Source organism: Halanaerobium saccharolyticum (genome assembly GCF_003053565.1).
Classification (GTDB): Bacteria; Bacillota; Halanaerobiia; order Halanaerobiales; family Halanaerobiaceae; genus Halanaerobium; species Halanaerobium saccharolyticum_B.
In genome coordinates, this window is record NZ_QAXS01000035.1 from 1 (window position 1) to 18,446 (window position 18,446).

At 35.6% G+C, this 18,446-nt stretch carries 20 protein-coding genes; 18 read left to right on the plus strand and 2 right to left on the minus strand.

All coding sequences use genetic code 11. From position 1 onward, the window contains the following. Nucleotides 1-213: 213 nt before the first annotated feature. Both C8C76_RS11925 and C8C76_RS11930 read left to right on the plus strand, forming a co-directional pair. Nucleotides 214-705, plus strand: coding sequence for a ferritin-like domain-containing protein (locus C8C76_RS11925; protein WP_258222545.1), 492 nt, complete (start codon nt 214-216; stop codon nt 703-705). Further along, nucleotides 692-988 (plus strand): GIY-YIG nuclease family protein, encoded by a 297-nt coding sequence (locus C8C76_RS11930; RefSeq protein ID WP_108141938.1) that lies wholly within the window; start codon nt 692-694, stop codon nt 986-988. Before C8C76_RS11925 ends, C8C76_RS11930 begins: the two co-directional genes overlap by 14 nt. Here the strand turns inward: C8C76_RS11930 and murB are convergent. Next, nucleotides 985-1,911: a UDP-N-acetylmuramate dehydrogenase gene (gene murB, locus C8C76_RS11935; protein ID WP_108141940.1), complete on the minus strand. Its 927-nt coding sequence runs from the start codon at nt 1,909-1,911 to the stop codon at nt 985-987. The genes C8C76_RS11930 and murB overlap by 4 nt on opposite strands. A 184-nt stretch (nt 1,912-2,095) precedes the next feature. Here murB and C8C76_RS11940 point away from each other — a divergent pair, with 184 nt between their 5' ends. Together C8C76_RS11940 and C8C76_RS11945 are read left to right on the plus strand one after the other, a co-directional pair. Next, the gene (locus C8C76_RS11940) at nt 2,096-3,025 is read left to right on the plus strand and encodes a ParB/RepB/Spo0J family partition protein (protein WP_108141942.1); all 930 of its coding nucleotides are present in this window, start codon (nt 2,096-2,098) and stop codon (nt 3,023-3,025) included. Between the two features lie 195 nt (nt 3,026-3,220). Then, nucleotides 3,221-4,399: a phosphopentomutase gene (locus tag C8C76_RS11945; protein WP_181248217.1), complete on the plus strand. Its 1,179-nt coding sequence runs from the start codon at nt 3,221-3,223 to the stop codon at nt 4,397-4,399. A gap of 12 nt (nt 4,400-4,411) precedes the next feature. On the opposite strand, the gene C8C76_RS11950 is transcribed toward C8C76_RS11945, so the two are convergent. Further along, nucleotides 4,412-5,293: a LysR family transcriptional regulator gene (locus C8C76_RS11950; RefSeq protein WP_108141946.1), complete on the minus strand. Its 882-nt coding sequence runs from the start codon at nt 5,291-5,293 to the stop codon at nt 4,412-4,414. Between the two features lie 446 nt (nt 5,294-5,739). On the opposite strand from C8C76_RS11950, the gene C8C76_RS11955 reads away from it, so the two are divergent. From C8C76_RS11955 to C8C76_RS12010, 14 genes are all read left to right on the plus strand, one after another. Further along, nucleotides 5,740-9,558: a phosphoribosylformylglycinamidine synthase gene (locus C8C76_RS11955; RefSeq protein WP_108141948.1), complete on the plus strand. Its 3,819-nt coding sequence runs from the start codon at nt 5,740-5,742 to the stop codon at nt 9,556-9,558. 163 nt (nt 9,559-9,721) lie between these two features. Further along, nucleotides 9,722-10,021 carry an SHOCT domain-containing protein gene (locus C8C76_RS11960; protein ID WP_108141950.1) on the plus strand — a complete coding sequence of 100 codons (300 nt, stop codon included), beginning with the start codon at nt 9,722-9,724 and terminating at the stop codon, nt 10,019-10,021. Nucleotides 10,022-10,234: 213 nt separating this feature from the next. Then, nucleotides 10,235-11,122, plus strand: a complete 888-nt coding sequence (locus C8C76_RS11965; RefSeq protein WP_108141952.1) for a sensor domain-containing diguanylate cyclase — start codon at nt 10,235-10,237, stop codon at nt 11,120-11,122. Between the two features lie 70 nt (nt 11,123-11,192). After that, on the plus strand, nt 11,193-12,374 hold the full coding sequence (locus tag C8C76_RS11970; protein WP_108141954.1) for a coenzyme F420-0:L-glutamate ligase: 1,182 nt from the start codon (nt 11,193-11,195) through the stop codon (nt 12,372-12,374). Nucleotides 12,375-12,419: 45 nt separating this feature from the next. Beyond that, complete coding sequence (locus tag C8C76_RS11975) at nt 12,420-13,274, plus strand: DegV family protein (RefSeq protein ID WP_108141956.1); 855 nt, start codon at nt 12,420-12,422, stop codon at nt 13,272-13,274. Between the two features lie 174 nt (nt 13,275-13,448). Next, a complete protein-coding gene (locus C8C76_RS15185; protein WP_166637149.1) occupies nt 13,449-13,619 on the plus strand; it encodes a hypothetical protein in 171 nt (56 codons plus the stop codon). Between the two features lie 179 nt (nt 13,620-13,798). Further along, nucleotides 13,799-14,467: a peroxiredoxin gene (locus C8C76_RS11980; RefSeq protein WP_108141958.1), complete on the plus strand. Its 669-nt coding sequence runs from the start codon at nt 13,799-13,801 to the stop codon at nt 14,465-14,467. Between the two features lie 143 nt (nt 14,468-14,610). Beyond that, complete coding sequence (locus C8C76_RS11985) at nt 14,611-14,919, plus strand: nucleotidyltransferase domain-containing protein (protein WP_108141960.1); 309 nt, start codon at nt 14,611-14,613, stop codon at nt 14,917-14,919. A 143-nt stretch (nt 14,920-15,062) separates the two neighbouring features. Then, nucleotides 15,063-15,242, plus strand: a complete 180-nt coding sequence (locus C8C76_RS15190) for a hypothetical protein (protein WP_181248218.1) — start codon at nt 15,063-15,065, stop codon at nt 15,240-15,242. A 19-nt stretch (nt 15,243-15,261) separates the two neighbouring features. Then, on the plus strand, nt 15,262-15,768 hold the full coding sequence (locus tag C8C76_RS11990) for a GNAT family N-acetyltransferase (protein WP_108141962.1): 507 nt from the start codon (nt 15,262-15,264) through the stop codon (nt 15,766-15,768). Nucleotides 15,769-15,818: 50 nt separating this feature from the next. Continuing rightward, nucleotides 15,819-16,259, plus strand: a complete 441-nt coding sequence (locus tag C8C76_RS11995; RefSeq protein ID WP_108141964.1) for a VOC family protein — start codon at nt 15,819-15,821, stop codon at nt 16,257-16,259. A gap of 192 nt (nt 16,260-16,451) precedes the next feature. Beyond that, complete coding sequence (locus C8C76_RS12000; protein WP_108141966.1) at nt 16,452-17,207, plus strand: class I SAM-dependent methyltransferase; 756 nt, start codon at nt 16,452-16,454, stop codon at nt 17,205-17,207. A 99-nt stretch (nt 17,208-17,306) separates the two neighbouring features. Further along, on the plus strand, nt 17,307-17,909 hold the full coding sequence (locus C8C76_RS12005) for a hypothetical protein (protein WP_108141969.1): 603 nt from the start codon (nt 17,307-17,309) through the stop codon (nt 17,907-17,909). A gap of 47 nt (nt 17,910-17,956) precedes the next feature. Further along, nucleotides 17,957-18,421, plus strand: a complete 465-nt coding sequence (locus C8C76_RS12010; protein ID WP_108141970.1) for a hypothetical protein — start codon at nt 17,957-17,959, stop codon at nt 18,419-18,421. Nucleotides 18,422-18,446 lie beyond the last annotated feature (25 nt).

Genomic DNA, 18,446 nt, shown 5'->3' on the forward strand with positions numbered 1-18,446 from the left:
TGGTTTCTGTGATATCTTTGTCCATAGTATATGCTCCTTATTTTTTGGGATTTGGACAAAGACTATCCTAATCCCAATTATAAGGAGTTTTTCTAATTTAAGCAAGTATTTTCGCTAAAAATCGAACTTGACTTTTCTTAAATATTTTTATGCAATGCTAGTGAATTTTTTTATTTTATAAAAAAAGAGATAAAATTTTATTTGGAGGGATCAATGATGAAGGAAAGATTTAATGCATTAGAAGTTATGGAAATGGCAAAAGATATTGAAAAAAGAGGTAAGAAATTTTATTTAAAACATGCAGAGGCAACAGAAAATAGAGATTTGAAGGAATTATTTAAAAAACTGGCTCAGGATGAGCAGGATCACTATGAAAAATTTGTTGCTTTAACTGAAGAGCTGCGTGAAGATAGTGATGAAGCAGATTACCTTTACGAAGAAGATGTGAGTGCCTATTTTAATTATTTAGTTGAGTACTCCGTTTTTCCTAAAGATGACAGTGAAGAGTCAATTGAAGCTCTAAATGATGTGGAAAAGGCTTTAAAACTTGCCATTCAGGCTGAAAAAGATTCAATTTTATTTTACCGTGAAATGTGTGAGTTCAATGAAGGTAAAACAATTGAGGCAGTTAATAAGTTGATCGAGGAAGAAAAAGATCACTTAAGAGCCTTAGGTAAATACATTAAAGAATATGGCGAAAAATAAATCAAAAGAGGATCTTAAAAAAGATCAGGCGGAAAAAAAAGAGAATAATCATTACATTTATATTATAGAGTGCAGTGATGGCAGCCTTTATACCGGTTATACCACCGATGTTGAGCGCAGGGTTGAGGAACACAACTCTGGTGAAGGGGCCAAATATACTCGCGGCCGCGGTCCGGTTAAACTCCGCCATCAGGAAGCTTTTGCCAGCCGCAGTCTGGCTCAAAAAAGAGAATATCAAATCAAACAGCTCCCCCGCAGTCAAAAGGAGGAGCTGCTTGATTAAAATTCGCCTAAAAAGCGGGGTTCAACTTCTAAGTGGACTCCGCTTATTTTATATACTTCTTCCTTAACCTTTTCAATTAAATTAATTATATCTTCAGAGCTGGCATTACCTTTATTGACAATAAAGCCTGCGTGTTTAGTCGAAACCTGGGCACCTCCAATTTGATAACCTTTCATTTTTGCTTTTTCGATCAGGGGGCCGGTATAATGTCCCGGGGGTCTCTTAAAGATACTACCTGCACTGGGTAGTTCCATTGGCTGTTTGCTCCAGCGCCTCTGATGCAGGTCTTCCATCTTTGCTTTAATTTTAGCTGTTGCAGACTTTTTAAGTTCTAAACTGACATTAACTGCAATCCAGTCCGGATTATCTTCCTGCAGGATACTTGTTCTGTATGCAAGTTTTAAATCTGATTTATCAAGTTCTATTAATTGACCATTTTGATCAACAAATTCTGCCTTTAAAATTACATCTTTAATTTCTCCACCGTAAGCACCTGCATTCATAAAAAGAGCTCCACCTAAAGAGCCTGGAATTCCGGCTGCAAATTCAAAACCACTTAAAGAATTTTCTAAGGCCAGATCCGCAATTTCTTTTAATTCCAGACCTGTCTGAGCTTTAATTAGATTGGATTCAATTTGGTAACTATTTAATTCACCCGTGTAAATAATTATACCGCGATATCCTTTATCAGATATAATTAAGTTACTTCCTTTTCCCAGAATAAAATAAGGGAGTTTGGACTCTATAACAGAAGGCATTAATTTTTTTACAGCTTCTATATTTTGTGGGGTTAAGAAGATATCGGCCGGTCCCCCAACTTTAAAACTGGCAAATTCAGCTAAATTTTTATTTTTTTCTACCTTAAGTGAGTTTATTTTTTCCAATTTATTTGTTAAACTATTTATATCAGAGTGTTTTTCCATTTTGATGCTCCTTTCAGAATCTATTAATATCATATGTTATAATATAATAAAAATCAATGATAAGGAATTATAAATTATCTATAAGTTCATTATCTGATTAGAGCAGGATCAAAGTGGAACTTACTATTACTATTAATTAAATGGAGAGTCAAATATAACAAAAGTTTTAATTGGGGGGATCCAGGTGAAATATAAGGAGATAGAAGTTAGGGATATTGAAAGCAGGCCTGAACAGGTAAGGACTGATTTTTCAGAAGAAAGAATTGACAGTCTGGCTAAATCGATTGCAGAAGTGGGACAGCTGCAGCCAATTGTTGTTCAGAAAAAGGATGATCATTTTCTTCTAATAGCCGGGGAAAGGCGCCTGCGGGCTGTAAAAAAAGATGAGCATGCTAAAATAGCAGCAGTTATTTTAGAAGATGTTTCTCCAGAAAAGTTCAGACAAATTCAGCTGATAGAAAATTTACAGAGGCAGGACTTAAATCCCCTTGAGCGAGCCATTTCTATCAATAAATTTATGGAAGATAATAATTTGTGTAAAAAGGACGCTGCAGAAAAACTTGGTGTGGCAAGAACTACTCTAACTCTCTGGCTGAATATTTTGGAGATGAAAGAAAAATATCAAAAAGAGGTTTTAAAAGATGATTCGCCGATAACTTTATCACATTTGAGTCTTGCTCATGCGCTGTCATCTAAAACTGGAGATCCAAGTAAGGCAAATGATCTGCTTGATGCTGTAATTAAACATAATTTAAGCCGTAAGGAAACTCAAGCTGTAATAGATATTTTTTATAAATATCTACACATTCCAGTTGAAGAAGCAGTTTCGGCTGTACTTTTAAAAAGAGAGAGAATGAAGATGAAAGATTACTGGGATGAAGATAGGAAACAGGGGAGTAAAAACCCGGTGCGCCGATTATTTAGATCTTTTAGCAATATTAATGATAATTTAGAGGAATTTATGGAAAATGAGGGTGACCTGCCGGAAGAAGATCAGGAAGAACTGCTGGATGAATTTTTGTACCTATATCAGATAATGGGTATTTTAATTCCAGATTTAAGAAAAGAATCTTTAGAAAGTCTGCTTGATAAAATTAAAGCACAGTCAAAATAAGAAGAAGGAATTCGCCAGCTATTGGCGAATACTCTTTAAAGCGAGTAGTCTGACGTCTAACGACAAATTTAATAGCCTTGGCTCTTTAAAGTTGAATTAAGCTGCCAGTTATAAAATTTATCTGATTTTTTTAAGTTGACTTTTTAGCTTAAAGTATAAGCTATATAACAAATATAATAACTTAGGGGTGGAATTTTGAAAAATATTAAAAGGGTAATTTTAATGGTGATGGATAGTGTTGGTATTGGAGAACTGCCTGATGCGGCTGAATATGGTGATCAGGGAGCTGCAACTCTCCAGAATATTGCAGCAGAAGTAGATGGACTTGAGCTCCCTAATTTAGAAAAACTCGGGCTGGGTAAAATTGAAAAGATAAAAGGAATTAATTCTGAGTTTAAAGCAGAAGGAGCATACGGTAAAGCAGCTGAAAAATCTAAGGGTAAAGATACTACAACCGGTCACTGGGAAATTGCCGGTTTGATTTCGGAAAAACCTTTTCCTACTTACCCGGATGGTTTTCCGACTGAAGTGATGGAGCAGTTTGAAAAAGCAATCGGAAGAGAAACTCTGGCCAATAAGCCTGCTTCTGGAACAGTGATAATTGAAGAGCTTGGTGAGCAGCATATTGATACAGGCAAGCCAATTGTTTATACTTCTGCTGACAGTGTTTTTCAGATCGCAGCTCACGAAGATATAATTTCAGTTGCTGAACTTTATGATTACTGCCAGAAAGCAAGAGAAATTCTGCAGGGTGAGCATGCTGTGGCCAGGGTAATTGCCCGTCCATTTGTAGGGGAGCCCGGCAATTTTGAGCGGACAGAAAGAAGAAAGGATTTTTCTTTAACTCCCCCGGAGCCAACTATCTTAAACAGGCTGCAGGATAAAGGATTGGAAGTTAATGCGGTAGGCAAAATAACCTATATCTTTAACCACAGTGGAATCAGCAGTTCTGTAACGACTTCAGATAATATGGATGGTGTTGATAAGACAATAGAATATCTGGATCAGACTGAAACAGGATTGATCTTTTCTAACCTGGTTGACTTTGATCAAAATTATGGTCACCGCCGTAATGTCGAAGGCTATGCGGCAGCGCTTAAGGATTTTGATCAGAGAATACCTGAGATCAAAGCAGCTATGAGAAAAGATGATCTGCTGATTATTACTGCGGATCACGGCTGCGATCCAACCCATCAGGGGACAGACCATACGAGAGAATATATTCCGGTACTGGTCTATGGTGAGCAGGTAAAAAATGATTATAATCTCGGTCTGCGAGACAGCTTTAGTGACCTTGCAGCCACAATTGCTGATATTTTTGAAGTTGATGGGCTGGAGAGCGGTCAGAGCTTCAAAACTGAAATTTTAAAGTAAATACAGATTTTTTTAATCTGTTAATAACTGCAGAAATTTTTCTGCTGCATTTGATAGTGGAATATTTTTGTTGTTCACAACTGCCAGTTCCCGAGCTGGCAGTTTTTCTTTTATTTTTATTTCAAATAAATCGTCAGTCTCAAGGTTAAGGCAGTATTCTGGCACAAAGGCAATCCCCAGACCAATTTTAGCCATTTCGATTAAAAGATCAACACTACCGAGTTCAATTGCCGCAGTAATTTCTGTGCCCATTTCAGCTAATAAGCTGTCCAAAAATTTACGGGTGGTTGTTTTGGGCTCGAGCATTAAAAGGGGGTAGTTTTTAAGCATTTTCAGAGAATGCTGCTGCTCTTTTATCTCCTCAAACTCATTACCTGCAATAAAGATATCATTAAAGCTATATATTTTTTGGACCTTCATTTCTTCAGTTATTTTAGGGTTAGGTAGATTACTGATAATTAGATCAACTTTATTCTGCTGCAGCAGTTCAATACAGGTGCTGGAAGTTCTATTGGTAATTTGAATCTGAATTTCGGGATAAAGCTGGTGAAACTTATTTAAATAAGGCAGCAGAAAGTCTTTGGAGATTGTGTCATTGGCTCCAATATGGATTTCCCCTCGTTTTAAAGCGTTAATTTCTTTAATGCTTTCTTCGCCGCTTGCTATTAGATTAAAAGCCGGTTCTATATGCTCAAATAGTATTTTGCCCGCCTTAGTCAGCTTAACTTTTTTGGTGCTGCGAATAAAGAGCTCGGTATTCAGCTCATTTTCCAGGTTCTTAATATTCTGGCTTACTGCTGACTGAGAGATATATAGTTTTTTAGCCGCCTGAGAAAAACTTAAATTATCGGCAACCTGATAAAAGACTTTATATAAATCATAATTCAAGGCCATTGATTAACTCTCCTTATTAATAGTATTAGTATTATTAATTTTACTTCTTAATTGTATCATTCTATAATTAAATTGCAAGATATTTTTTAGCTATAAGAGTTAATTCGAAATAAGAAAATTAATATCTATCCAGTAAAAAGTCAAAGAATAACTAAGCTTCATATTTTAATTAAATTAGTCTACCTTCCTGATCACAACCTCCTGTTGTGCAGTCAGCAAAAAACTTCCTGTTTTTTGAACTAATTTAATTAAAATAATCAACAAGTTATACTAATAACTTTTTAGAGTCACTCATTAATTTTTTTATTTAGAATTAACAACTTTAAATTTGAAAATATCTTGCAATTGAAGTATGAATGCTGACGAATGAGGATTAAGTGGAAACTTATTTTTAAATTAATCATCGCAAAATAAAGAGGAAAATATTTTAAAAAGGGGCGCTAAAAGTGGCTGATAAAATCCGAAGAGTTTTTGTTGAAAAAAAAGAAGGTTTTGCTGTTCAGGCTGAGGAACTGCTGCATGATTTTAGGGAGAGTCTGGGGCTTGAACATTTAGAAGGGTTGAGACTACTTAATCGCTACGACATTACAGATATTTCAGATTCAGCTTATCAGGAAGCCTGTGCGACAATTCTGGCAGAACTGCCAGTAGATTTAATCTATCAGGAAGATTTTGAAGCAGCAGCTGGGGAAAAAATATTTGCAGTTGAGTACCTGCCGGGTCAATATGACCAGCGAGCGGATTCTGCTGAGCAGTGTATTCAGATTTTAAATAATGATGAGAAGCCGACTGTTAGGGTGGCCCAGATCTTTATTTTAAAGGGAAAGTTGAGCGAAAAGGAAGTTGAAAAAATAAAAGATTATTATATAAATCCAGTTGACTCCAGAGAGGCCAAACTGGAAAAACCGGAAACTCTTGAGATGCAGTATAAGCTGCCGGAGAAAGTTGATATTATTGATGGTTTTCTTGAAGCAGATGAGGCCGGTCTAAATGAAATTCTGGCTGAACTGGGACTGGCAATGAGTATGGCAGATTTAAAACATACCCAGCATTATTTTAGAGATCAGGAAAAACGAAATCCGACAATTACTGAAATCAGAGTGCTGGATACTTACTGGTCTGATCACTGCCGTCATACAACTTTTTTGACAAAAATTGAAGATGTAGAAATTGAAGAAAGTGATTTTACCCGGGCAATTAAGGAAACATATCAGGAATATTTGGCCGGTCGTCAAAAAATCTATCAGGGAAAAGAAAAAGACATCTGTTTAATGGATATTGCCCTGATGGGAATGAAAGAACTGCGGGCAGCTGGAAAGCTAAACGATTTAGAGCTTTCAAATGAAGTAAATGCAGCCAGTATTGAAATTACTGTTGATGTTGACGGCCGGGATGAAGACTGGCTTTTAATGTTTAAAAACGAAACCCACAATCACCCAACTGAAATAGAACCCTATGGTGGGGCAGCAACCTGTCTTGGAGGAGCTATTAGAGATCCACTTTCCGGTCGTTCCTATGTTTATCAGGCAATGCGGGTTACAGGGGCAGGAGATCCTCGGACTCCGATTGCAGAAACTTTAGAAGGAAAGCTGCCGCAGAAAAAAATTGTTCAGGAAGCTTCAGACGGCTACAGTTCTTATGGAAATCAGATTGGTCTGGCAACAGGAATGGTCAATGAAATCTATAACGAGCGCTATCTGGCCAAACATATGGAAATTGGAGCTGTGATAGCTGCTGCACCAAAAGAAAATGTGGTTCGGGGGGAAGCTTTAGCAGGTGATATTGTAGTATTACTTGGTGGAAAAACAGGTCGAGATGGCTGTGGAGGAGCAACGGGTTCTTCCAAAGTCCACACCGAAGATTCGATAGAAGAGAGCAGCGCAGAAGTCCAGAAAGGTAATCCACCAACAGAAAGAAAAATTCAGCGCCTCTTTCGCAATCCAGAAGTCAGCCGAAAAATTAAGGTCTGCAATGATTTTGGCGCAGGTGGAGTTTCAGTGGCAATTGGAGAGCTGGCTGATGCCTTAGAGATTGATTTAAATGCTGTACCCAAAAAATATGAGGGTATTGATGGAACAGAACTGGCAATTTCTGAGTCTCAGGAAAGAATGGCAGTTGTAATTGATGCTCAGGATGTGGATCAATTTATTGAGTTGGCTGCTGAGGAGAATCTGGAGGCAACTGTAGTCGCCGAAGTTAAAGATCACCGCCGACTGATTATGGAGTGGAATGGTGATCAAATAGTTAACTTAAGCAGAGATTTCTTAGATACCAATGGAGCAACTCAGAAGACTAAAGTAAAAGTTACTGAGCCGGATCCAGAAGAAAATTATTTTAAAAACGCTGCTTTAAAGCGCCTGGATCAAGCAGCAGATCTAAAAGAAAAGTGGTTAGAAAATCTGGCAGATATCAATGTAGCCAGTCAGAAGGGTCTTGTCGAAAAATTTGATAGTTCAATTGGTGCCGGAAGTGTGACCATGCCTTTTGGTGGTAAATATCAGCTGACTCCGACTCAGACTATGACAGCTAAGATTCCATTAGTTGAGGGAGAAACTAATGCCGGTTCAGTGATGAGCCACGGCTATGATTCAAAATTAACGACCTGGAGTCCTTTTCATGGAGCGCTATATGCAGTTATTGAATCAGTAGCAAAAATTGCAGCGGCTGGTGGAGATTATTCGAAAATTAGATTTACCTTTCAGGAATATTTTGAACGCCTGCGGCAGAATCCAGAACGCTGGGGGAAGCCTTTTAGTGCTCTGCTCGGAGCTTATAAAGCACAGAAGGATTTTGGCTTACCGGCAATTGGTGGTAAAGACAGCATGTCAGGTACTTTCCACGAGATTGATGTACCTCCAACTCTTGTTTCTTTTGCTGTTGATACGGTTAATGTGAATGATATTATTTCACCAGAATTTAAAGAAGCAGAAAGTCAGCTTGTTTACCTGCCGGCTGAGCGGGGAGAAGATGAGCTGCCCAATATAGAAAAACTTAAGGCTAATTACAGCCGAGTCAAAGAATTAATTACAAAAAAGAAGATTCAAGCAGCTTCGGCAGTTACAATTGGAGGACTGGCAGAAGCAGTTTCTAAAATGAGCTTTGGCAACAAAATTGGAGCAGAAATTACTGCTGAATTGAGTCCAGGAGAGTTATTTTCACCTGAATATGGGGCCTTAATCCTGGAGCTGGATTCTCAGGCAGAAGTTGAAAAACTGTTTGAGGGCCTCGACTACAGAGTAATCGGGAAAACTACAGCAGAAGAAACTTTAAAAATTAAAGAAATAGAGATTCCACTGACAGAAGCCTTAAAAAGCTGGCAGCAGCCGCTGGAAAAAGTATATAAAACTGATGTGCCTGAAGATGAAATTAAAGATTTGAGATCACCTAAATTAGAAAAAGAACTGTTGAATTTAAAAAGCTGCAGCAGAGAGAAATCTTTTAATTCAAAAATACAGATTGCCAGACCTAAGGTGTTCATTCCAGTTTTCCCGGGAACGAACTGTGAATATGACACTGCAAGACAGTTTAGAGAAGCAGGGGCAGATATTGAAACCTTTATCTTCAAAAATCTGGAGCCAGAACAGATAGAAAAATCAATTGCAGAAATGACAGCAAAAATAGAACAATCTCAAATCATAGCAATCCCTGGAGGCTTTAGTGCCGGTGATGAGCCCGACGGTTCAGGTAAATTTATTGCCACGGTCTTTAGAAACCCGGAGATTAAAGAAGCAGTTATGAGCTTATTAAATAATCGGGATGGATTGATGCTTGGTATCTGTAACGGCTTTCAGGCGCTGGTTAAACTCGGACTATTGCCCTATGGAGAAATTAGAGAGCTGAGTGAAGATTCTCCAACTTTAACTTACAATACTATTGGCCGTCATGTTTCACAGATGGTAAATACCAGAATTGTTTCCAATAATTCTCCCTGGTTGAGCAATCTCAAGGTAGGAGATATTCACTCGATTCCAGTTTCTCACGGGGAGGGAAGATTTGTTGCTTCCCCTGAAATGATCAGAGAACTAGAAAAAAATGGGCAAATCGTGACTCAATATGTTGATCTTAAAGGTAAGCCAACAATGGAGATACCCTATAATCCTAATGGTTCTCTGGCAGCTGTGGAAGGAATCTGCAGTCCAGACGGCAGAGTTTTAGGCAAGATGGGACATTCTGAACGGATCGGGAGAAATGTAGCTAAAAATATTATCGGTAAAAAAGATCAGATGCTCTTTAAAGCTGGAGTAGATTATTTTAAACAGAAATAGACAAATACTGACAGGTTCCGGGTGGGTGAACACAAATAAACATAAATGAACAGAAACGATAACTGAAAAGAATAAATTCAATTAAATTCATATTTCCTTCACATTTCTCCTTTATGATATAATTAAAGCAAAATACTCAAGATTAAAAAGGAGCAGTGATAATATGTTTAGATTTGGTCCGATGGGTAGATTTGGCCACATGGGATTTAATAACTTTTGGGGAGGTGGAGAATTTATGATGTTTTTCTGGATCATTATTCTGGCAGCGGTGATTTATTTTATTGTTCAAAAAAGTAATGAAAATAAAAATTACAGTCAGCGAAATAATAATTCCAACTACAATGAGCACCAGCTGAGCAGTAATCATCGAGATAGTGCAGAAGAAACTGCCCGTAATCGTTATGCTAAAGGTGAGATTTCAAAAGAAGAATTTGATGAAATCATTAGGAATCTGAGAAGGTAAATTATATAAAATAATTAGAAAGCAGTTTTAATTCTTGCAAAAGAATTGGACTGCTTTTCTGCTATTTTTAGACAAAAATTGACAGGTTCACGGTGCGTGTACATAAACGAGCATAAACAGGCACAAACGAAAGGTGTACATTAAGTTACAAAAATAGTATAATAAAGTTAAATATAAGTGAAATTGTAAGCTTAGTAGAGAGGAGATTAGCTGATGGGCCTTGAATTAGAACAGTATAAATTGATTGTAGAAAACACGCCCAATTTAATCTGGGTTTCTGGTGTAGATGCCAAATGTTATTACTTTAATCAGACCTGGCTTGAGTTTAGAGGGCGCAGTTTAGGTGAGGAGTATGGAAATGGCTGGTTTGAGGATGGGGTTCATCCCGATGATAAAGAAAAGTGTATGGAAATTTATTTAAATAATTTTAATAAAAAACAGCGATTTAATATGGTTTATCGCCTGCAGAGGTCTGATGGAGAATACCGCTGGATTGATGATACGGGAGCTCCATTTTATGATCAGGCAGGTAAATTTGCTGGATTTGTAGGCAGCTGTGTTGATATTACTGAGAGGATCAGAGGACAGCAGTATAAGGAGCGGGCCACCCGTGATGGTTTAATAGGAATTTTTAACCGCCAGTACTTTTTCGATTTAATGCAGGAAGAATATTATAAATCAATTGAAAATCAAAATCCACTTTCAGTAATTATGTTTGATGTTGATAAATTTAAAGAAATCAATGATAATTATGGACATTTAATTGGAGATCAGGTATTACAGAAAATCACAGAAGCGGTTAATGAAGTTATTCGTAATTTCGATTTTTTTGCCCGCTATGGGGGCGATGAATTTGTCGTTGGGCTGCCAGGCACAGATATAATGGCTGCTAATAAGGTAGCACTTCGGATTCTTGATAACATTGAAAACATTAAAATTGAGGAGGCAGCAGAACTAAAGATTGCCTGCAGTATTGGAACTGTAACCTTAAAAAAAGAAAAAAACATTGAAGAATTAATCGATAAAGCTGATAAAGCTTTATATAAATGTAAAAACAATGGCGGTAATTGCGTGGTCAGTTTTAACCACGAATTTGCCTAAACAGCTTAATTTCTGCTATAATATAATTTGGTGTTAAATAAATTTTAAAAATTTTTTGAGGTGAAAATTAATGAGAACGGTTGGTACTGAAGTAAGAGGAATTAGGGCTCCAATAGTCAAGGAAGGCGATCAGCTGATAGATATTGTTGTTGATTCACTCAAGCAGTCAATCAAAGAAGAGGGTATTGAACTTCGTGACCGGGATGTTTTAGGCATTACCGAATCCTTAGTCGCCAGAGCTCAGGGAAATTATATTGACATTGATGATATTGCAGCGGAAATTGAGGAGAAATTTGAAGGAGATTCAATCGGGATTGTTTTTCCAATTTTGAGCAGAAACCGCTTTTCTATGATTTTAAAAGGAATCGCCCGCAGTGGTAAGAAAATTTTTCTGCAGTTAAGTTATCCCAATGATGAGGTGGGCAATCCACTTTTAGATGCCCGCAAGCTTTACGATTTGAAAATTGACAGTTATCAACATGTAATTGAAGAAGAGGAGTACTATGAGAAGTTTGGAGATTTTAAACATCCTTTTACAGGTGTCAATTATGTAGATTTATATAAAGAAATTGCTGCCGAAACAGAGATTGAAATTATTGCAGCCAATCAGCCGGAAAGTATTTTAGATTATACAGATCAGGTTATAGCAGCTGATATTCATACTCGCGAGCGGACAAAAGAGATTTTAAAAGAAAATGGTGCCCAAAAGGTGATTGGACTTGATGAGATCTGTAATCAGGATCACGGTAAAGGCTATAATCCTCAATTTGGGCTTTTAGGTTCAAATAAGGCTTCAGATAAAAAGTTAAAACTTTTTCCAAAAGACGGAGAGCAGTTTGTAGAAGCTGTACAAAAAGAAATTAAAGAGTTCAGCGGTAAAGAAGTTGAAGTTATGATTTATGGAGATGGTGCTTTTAAGGATCCAGCAGCCAAAATTTGGGAACTTGCTGATCCAGTTGTCTCCCCAGCTTATACTAAGGGACTTGAAGGAACACCAAACGAAGTTAAGCTAAAATATCTGGCAGATAATGACCTCAAAGATTTAAAAGGAGAAGAGCTGCTTCAGGCCATGAAGGATGAAATCAAGGAAAAAGAAGCAGATTTAACTGCCAATATTAAATCTCAGGGAACAACTCCCCGAAGACTAACAGATTTACTGGGAAGTTTATGTGATCTTGTCAGCGGCAGTGGGGATAAGGGAACTCCAATTATTTTAATTCAGGGCTATTTTGACAGTCTGGCAGATGAATAAGCTTTTTACTTTAAATTTAAGTCAAAGATAGAAGGAGAAAAGATAATGAAAGAAAAAATTGCAGTTGTAACTGACAGCACATCTGATTTAACTAAAGAGGATTTAGAAAAGTATGGGATTAAATCAATTCCCTTAAAGGTTATTTACAGTGATGGTCAGTACCATGATCGAGTTGATATAACTCCAGCAGAGGTTTATGAGAGTTTTGAAAGGGAAATCCCAACCACTTCTATGCCTTCACCTCAGGAAATTATGGATGTTTATAATGAGCTTAAGGATGAAGGTTATACACACATTATTTCTATTCATATTTCAAGTGGACTTTCTGCAACCTACAGTAACTGTATGATGGTTGCAGATCAAATTGAAGGGATAGAAGTAGAAGTAGTTGATTCAAAAATGCTCTCTAAGGGTCTAGGTAGGCTTGTGATGTATACAAATTCTCTAGTTGAAAAAGGAGAATTAAGCTTTGCTGAAATTATTAAAAAGACTGAAGCCAAAAAGGATAAGATTGAAGTCTTTTTTGTGGTAGAAACTCTCAAGTATCTCAAAAAGGGTGGCCGAATTGGTAAAGTTTCAGGTACTATTGCTGAATTTTTAAATATCAAGCCAATCATTGCCATTGAGGAAGAGGGCGAATATTTCACTTTTGATAAAGTTAGAGGCCGCAGTCGTTCACTGAAGAAAATGTATTCGATTATTAAAGATAAAATAGAAGAGGGTAAAGAATATGTTGTTGATGTCATGAATGCAGTAGCTGAGGAAGAAGCAAAGGGGCTTTTAGATAAGTTTAAGGATCTCAAACAGGTTAAAGAGACTTATTTCAGTGAGATCAGTCCTGTAATGGTTGTCCATACTGGCCCTGGTTTAATAGGTGTTGTTTTAACAGAGATGGATTAATATAGATTAGATAGTCAGGCTAATCACAGTATAAAATTATTTAGATAATATTATTATGACTCAAAGAGCAGTCTTACAGGGCTGTTCTTTTTTGCTTTTATACTTGACAAGAGAGCTCATCTTTACTATAATTGAAAATAGTAATCAATATCATAAAATTGAGGAGTGAGTAAAATGGCTAAAAAGAATAAAGAACAATTCAAGTGGGCCGACAGTCAGGTATTTGATTATGAGGTAATTAAACATCCAGAAAAAAATAAGTCTCATCTTGAAGAAAGAAAAGAACTAATTAAGCAGGGAGAAGTAGAATGTTCTGAATGGTGGTTATGTTGGAGAAAACATTAATGGAAAGAAATATAAAATTTAAAATCCTTTATTAAAGACTCTTTTAGTGTCCAAAGCTAAAAGAGTTTTTTTATGTAAAAATTTAAAATAAGTTCTTGACAAAAGCTCATAATTTACCTATAATTAATAACAGTAATCATTACTAATAAATAAATTAATTAAAAGGAGTGGATTTAATAATGCAAGAACAAAAATCAATGCCGTTAATTGGAGACAAATTTCCAGAATTAGAGGTAACTACAACTCAGGGGACTATGAACTTACCAGAAGATTATGAGGGAAAATGGTTTGTATTATTTAGTCATCCTGCTGACTTTACACCAGTCTGCACAACTGAATTTGTATCATTTCAGAAAAGATATGATGAATTTAGAGAATTAAATACAGAGTTAATTGGTCTAAGTATTGACCAGGTATTCAGTCACTTAAAGTGGGAAGAATGGATTGAAGAAGAAATTGGTGAAACAATTGAATTTCCAATCATTGCTGATGGAACTGGTGATGTAGCAAGAGAAATTGGTTTATTACATACAGCAAGTAAAACCCAGACTGTACGAGCTGTATTTATTGTAGATCCAGAGGGAACAATTAGAGCTATCCTTTATTATCCAGCTGAACTGGGTAGAAATATGGATGAAATTTTAAGAATGATTAAAGGCTTTAAAAAAGCTGAAGAAGAAAATGTAGCAATTCCTGCTAATTGGCCAAACAATGAGATTATGGATGATCATGTGATTCTGCATCCGGCAAGTAATAAATCTCATATCGAAAAGCGTAGAGAGCAGATTGAAAATGGAGAAATCGAATGCTATGACTGGTGGTTATGCCACAAAGCTCCTAAAAAATAAATAAATTGATAATTTGTTAAGCATCTTTTCTGTTTAATTACAGGAAAGGTGCTTTTTTTCTTTTAAAAAAGGAATTTTAATAGCTATCCCGAAAAATTAATATAGTTAATAAAATAACTTAAAAATATTACTGGAGGAAACTGATGTTTAAAAATCATAAAAAAACAATTGCAAAATTAAAAGATAAGATAATTTGGAATCAAGAAATAAAAGCAGCTTTAGTCTGTGGCTCAGTTGCCCACGGATTTGAAAGAGAAAATTCTGATTTAGATGTGATGTTTATTATTAGCAAAGAGGATTATATTAAAAGAAAAAAGAGAGGAGAGCTTACATATTTTGATCAGGAATTAGCAGTAGCCCCAACGGAATATATTGATGGTAAATATATAAGTTTAGATTTTTTGCTCAATTTGAGGCCTGGAAGTGGTATTCAGAAGAGGCAATTAAGCTAAATAATAAGTATCTGCTTAATAGGGCGGCTAATAATCTGGTTCTATTTGGAGGACGTTTAATTTTAGCAGAAAATGAATGTCTCTACCCTTTTCACAAGTGGTTTTTAAGAGCTTTAGCTGAAATTGAGGCTAAACCAGAAGATTTGATGAAAACTATTGATGATTTAATGCGCGCCCCCGATAAAAAATTAGTAGAAAAATTTTATCAGGATGTTAAAGCCTATAGAGTCTGGGTAGACTCAGATATAAACTGGCCTCATAAATTTATGCTGGATACAGAATTGACCTGGCTGGAGGATAAAACTCCAGTGGCTGACTTATAATAGATAAAGGGAGAGAGTGATGAAAAATAAAATTATTTTAACAAGTAAAAGATTAAATTTGAGATTATTTAAAAAAAGCGATTTAGAAAAAATTTATCAAATGAGTCAGGAAAAAGGAATCAGAAAATGGCTGCCTGACCAGTACTATCAGAACAAAGAAGAAGCAGCAGAGGTGATTGATTTTCTGATTAATAGTTATCAAGATCTTAGTCCTCAGGAAAGACCTTTTGTTTTGGGAATTGAATTAAAGGAAAACAAAGAATTAATTGGTCATATTGGTTTAAGTCCAGTGGATGAACTTGTTGAAGTGGGTTATGCAGTCGAAGATAAATATCAGGGAGCTGGTTATGCCACTGAGGCGGTTAAAGAATTTTCAAGCTGGGCTCAAAAAGAACTAAATTTAAAAGCAATCTGGGGAATTGTAGAAAAAGAAAATATTGCTTCGGCAAAAGTGCTTAAAAAAGCTGGTTATTTACTTGCTAAACCAAAAGGGAAAATGGACAAAGATTATTATAAATTTGTTTAAAAATTATTACCATTAAACTTATAATAAATATTTAAGTTGAGGAAGTGTTTATGTTGAACGAAAAAGCTAAGCTGGTTAATGCCTGTCCAATTTTTATTAGCAATAATGTTAAGAAAACAGTTGATTTCTATGTAGAAAAACTGGGCTTTAAATTTGCAGAACATCTGGATAAGATAGATAAATTTGCAGCAATTTATAGAGACCAGATTGAAATTGTAGTTGTTGAAAAGAAGAAGGGAAAAATTTTATCCAATCAAACTCGATATGGTAGTGGTTATGATGCTTACTTAGATACCGCGACTCTGAACGGGATAGACTTAATTTATCAGGAATTTAAAGAAAAAGGAGTTAAAATTATTAATAAGCCACAATTGACAGATTATGGCAGCTACGAATTTATTTTTGAAGATATTGACGGCAGAAATATTGGAGTTGGTTTAATTAAGGATCAGGCTAATTTTTTTGAAAAGTCAAATTATCTAAATGACTAGAAAAGATTATTTGGATTTATCAGCTCTGCTAAAAAATAATAACTGTAAAAATTGCTCTATAATTCATTTTCGGTTATAGAGCTTTTTTTACTCAGAAATTAAATCTCCTTTTAAAGCAGGAGTTTTTTGATTAATGGCTAATTTTGATAATGATAAGTAATTTAATTAAGTTTGTCCGGGGAGTTGATAATTATGGAATTTTACTCAGATTTCAGTAAAAATTATGATAAAATTTTTCCTCTTAATAATAAAAAGTTGGAATTAATTGATGATACATTTAAAAACTTGAAAAAGCAAAGAGAAAATATAAAACTGCTCGATGTTGGCTGTGGTACAGGGAGTTATAGTATTGCTCTGGCAGAAAAAGGATATCAGCTTAAAGCAGTTGATATTGATGCTGAAATGATTTCCATGGCTGAATCAAAAATGAAAGAAGCCCGGGTAGACATTGATTTTTACCGGCTGGGAATGCTGCATCTGAAAGATAAGTTTAAAAGTTCCAGCTTTGATGGAGTTTATATTATTGGCAATGTGCTGGTTCACCTTAAAAAAGAGGAGATAAAGAAATTTTTAAAACTGGCAGCTGAGCTATTAGATGAAGGTGGTAAAATATTTATTCAAATAGTAAATTATTATCGAATCTTAGAATTAAATCTGGAGGGACTGCCCACAATTTACAGTCAGGATGATTCAGTCCGCTTTGAGCGTGATTATAAATATCAGGAAGAAAAAAATACAATTTATTTTATAAGTAGATTGATCGATCACTTTAATGATCAAATTTTATCAGAAAATAAAATTGAGTTATACCCACTCTGCAAATCAGAGCTGGAAGAAAATTTGAATGAAGCTGGATTTGAAATAGGCGCTGTCTATGGCAGCCCAAATGGAGACCAGTACAGAGAGTTAAATTCAATCCCACTGATTATAACTGCTCAGAAGAAATAATTTTAAATGGTCCTGAGTATTGAGCTGAAAATCTAAAAGTTTAAATTCAATGGCTTTAAAATTTAACGAGAGCAGCTGTACTAGCTAAGGAGAAAGATAGTGAAAAAATTATTAAAAAGTGATAAAATAAAAATAAGATTCTTTGGTCTATATTTGCTTTCATTATTTCTGCTTTTTTTGAGCTGGTTTATTGGCTACTATTTTCTACCAGAGGGTTTACTAAGCGGAAGAACAGCTCTCAGCAGCTTAGCAGGAGATAGTGCAGCTTCCAGTATGATTTTAGAATTTTTTAAAATCTTTATTTTAAATATACTGGCTTTTTCGGTGATTATTGCAGGTAATTATATTCTTCGCGTGAAATATTTTGCCTTCGGCTATTTGGTGCCCCTGGCTTGGACCATACTCTATGGTTTAACTTTAGGAACAAATTCATTTGCTATTCCAGTGGTGGAAAAACTTGCTCCAAGCTGGAGAGTGTTTTTGCGCAGTGGTCCTTATGAGATGATGGCTGCTGTACTTCTGGCAGTTGCCACTGATCAAATAGCAATAAATAAATCGGAAAGTTTTTTTCAAAAATCCGAGACTGTTGCTAAATCAGAGCGGAGAAAAATGAAACCCAAAAACTGGCTGGCAGTTATTATCTCAATATTGATACTGGCAGCGGCAGCTCTGAGAGAAGCCTATATGATTTTTGAGCTTTAAAAATGGAATGTTTTTCTAAGCACCCGGCACCAAAAGGGAGGATAAGTGTGAATAATTTAATGTTTATATTTGTATTTACTCTGAGTCATTTAATTGCTTATACAGTTGCAGGTGTAATTGCCTTAAATATTAGTCAGGATATTTATGAAAGTAGAAACCGGCTCTGTAATTTTTTAAGAGATATGAGTGATTCAGAAGAGAGCAGACATGTAAAAAAATATTTTTTTCCTGCCCAATTAATTAGAGGGGTTTTGATGGCTTCTGTTTTATTGCCTTTAATAAATACAATTTCAGCTTTTTCATTTCTGGAGAGGTTTATATTTTTTGCGGGCTTAATGTTTGTCTTCACACATTTTGCAGCAGTATCTCCTTTTATTGATAATATTGAGGGATTTGTGTATTTCAAAAATAAATATTTACAGAAAAAAGCTTTTTTGAAATTTCAGCTTGAAATGATACTTTACAGTCTTTTATTTGCTTCATTGTTATCTGCCTCTTATTTTCTTTTTTAGATGTTGTTTATACTGGTAAAATAAC

Coding starts and splice junctions, on each gene's coding strand:
- C8C76_RS11925 (WP_258222545.1), top strand. CDS start 214: ATGATGAAGGAAAGATTTAATGCATTAGAAGTTATGGAAATGGCAAAA.
- C8C76_RS11930 (WP_108141938.1), top strand. CDS start 692: ATGGCGAAAAATAAATCAAAAGAGGATCTTAAAAAAGATCAGGCGGAA.
- murB (WP_108141940.1), bottom strand. CDS start 1,911: ATGGAAAAACACTCTGATATAAATAGTTTAACAAATAAATTGGAAAAA.
- C8C76_RS11950 (WP_108141946.1), bottom strand. CDS start 5,293: ATGGCCTTGAATTATGATTTATATAAAGTCTTTTATCAGGTTGCCGAT.
- C8C76_RS11960 (WP_108141950.1), top strand. CDS start 9,722: ATGTTTAGATTTGGTCCGATGGGTAGATTTGGCCACATGGGATTTAAT.
- C8C76_RS11965 (WP_108141952.1), top strand. CDS start 10,235: ATGGGCCTTGAATTAGAACAGTATAAATTGATTGTAGAAAACACGCCC.
- C8C76_RS11970 (WP_108141954.1), top strand. CDS start 11,193: ATGAGAACGGTTGGTACTGAAGTAAGAGGAATTAGGGCTCCAATAGTC.
- C8C76_RS11975 (WP_108141956.1), top strand. CDS start 12,420: ATGAAAGAAAAAATTGCAGTTGTAACTGACAGCACATCTGATTTAACT.
- C8C76_RS15185 (WP_166637149.1), top strand. CDS start 13,449: ATGGCTAAAAAGAATAAAGAACAATTCAAGTGGGCCGACAGTCAGGTA.
- C8C76_RS11980 (WP_108141958.1), top strand. CDS start 13,799: ATGCAAGAACAAAAATCAATGCCGTTAATTGGAGACAAATTTCCAGAA.
- C8C76_RS11985 (WP_108141960.1), top strand. CDS start 14,611: ATGTTTAAAAATCATAAAAAAACAATTGCAAAATTAAAAGATAAGATA.
- C8C76_RS11990 (WP_108141962.1), top strand. CDS start 15,262: ATGAAAAATAAAATTATTTTAACAAGTAAAAGATTAAATTTGAGATTA.
- C8C76_RS11995 (WP_108141964.1), top strand. CDS start 15,819: ATGTTGAACGAAAAAGCTAAGCTGGTTAATGCCTGTCCAATTTTTATT.
- C8C76_RS12000 (WP_108141966.1), top strand. CDS start 16,452: ATGGAATTTTACTCAGATTTCAGTAAAAATTATGATAAAATTTTTCCT.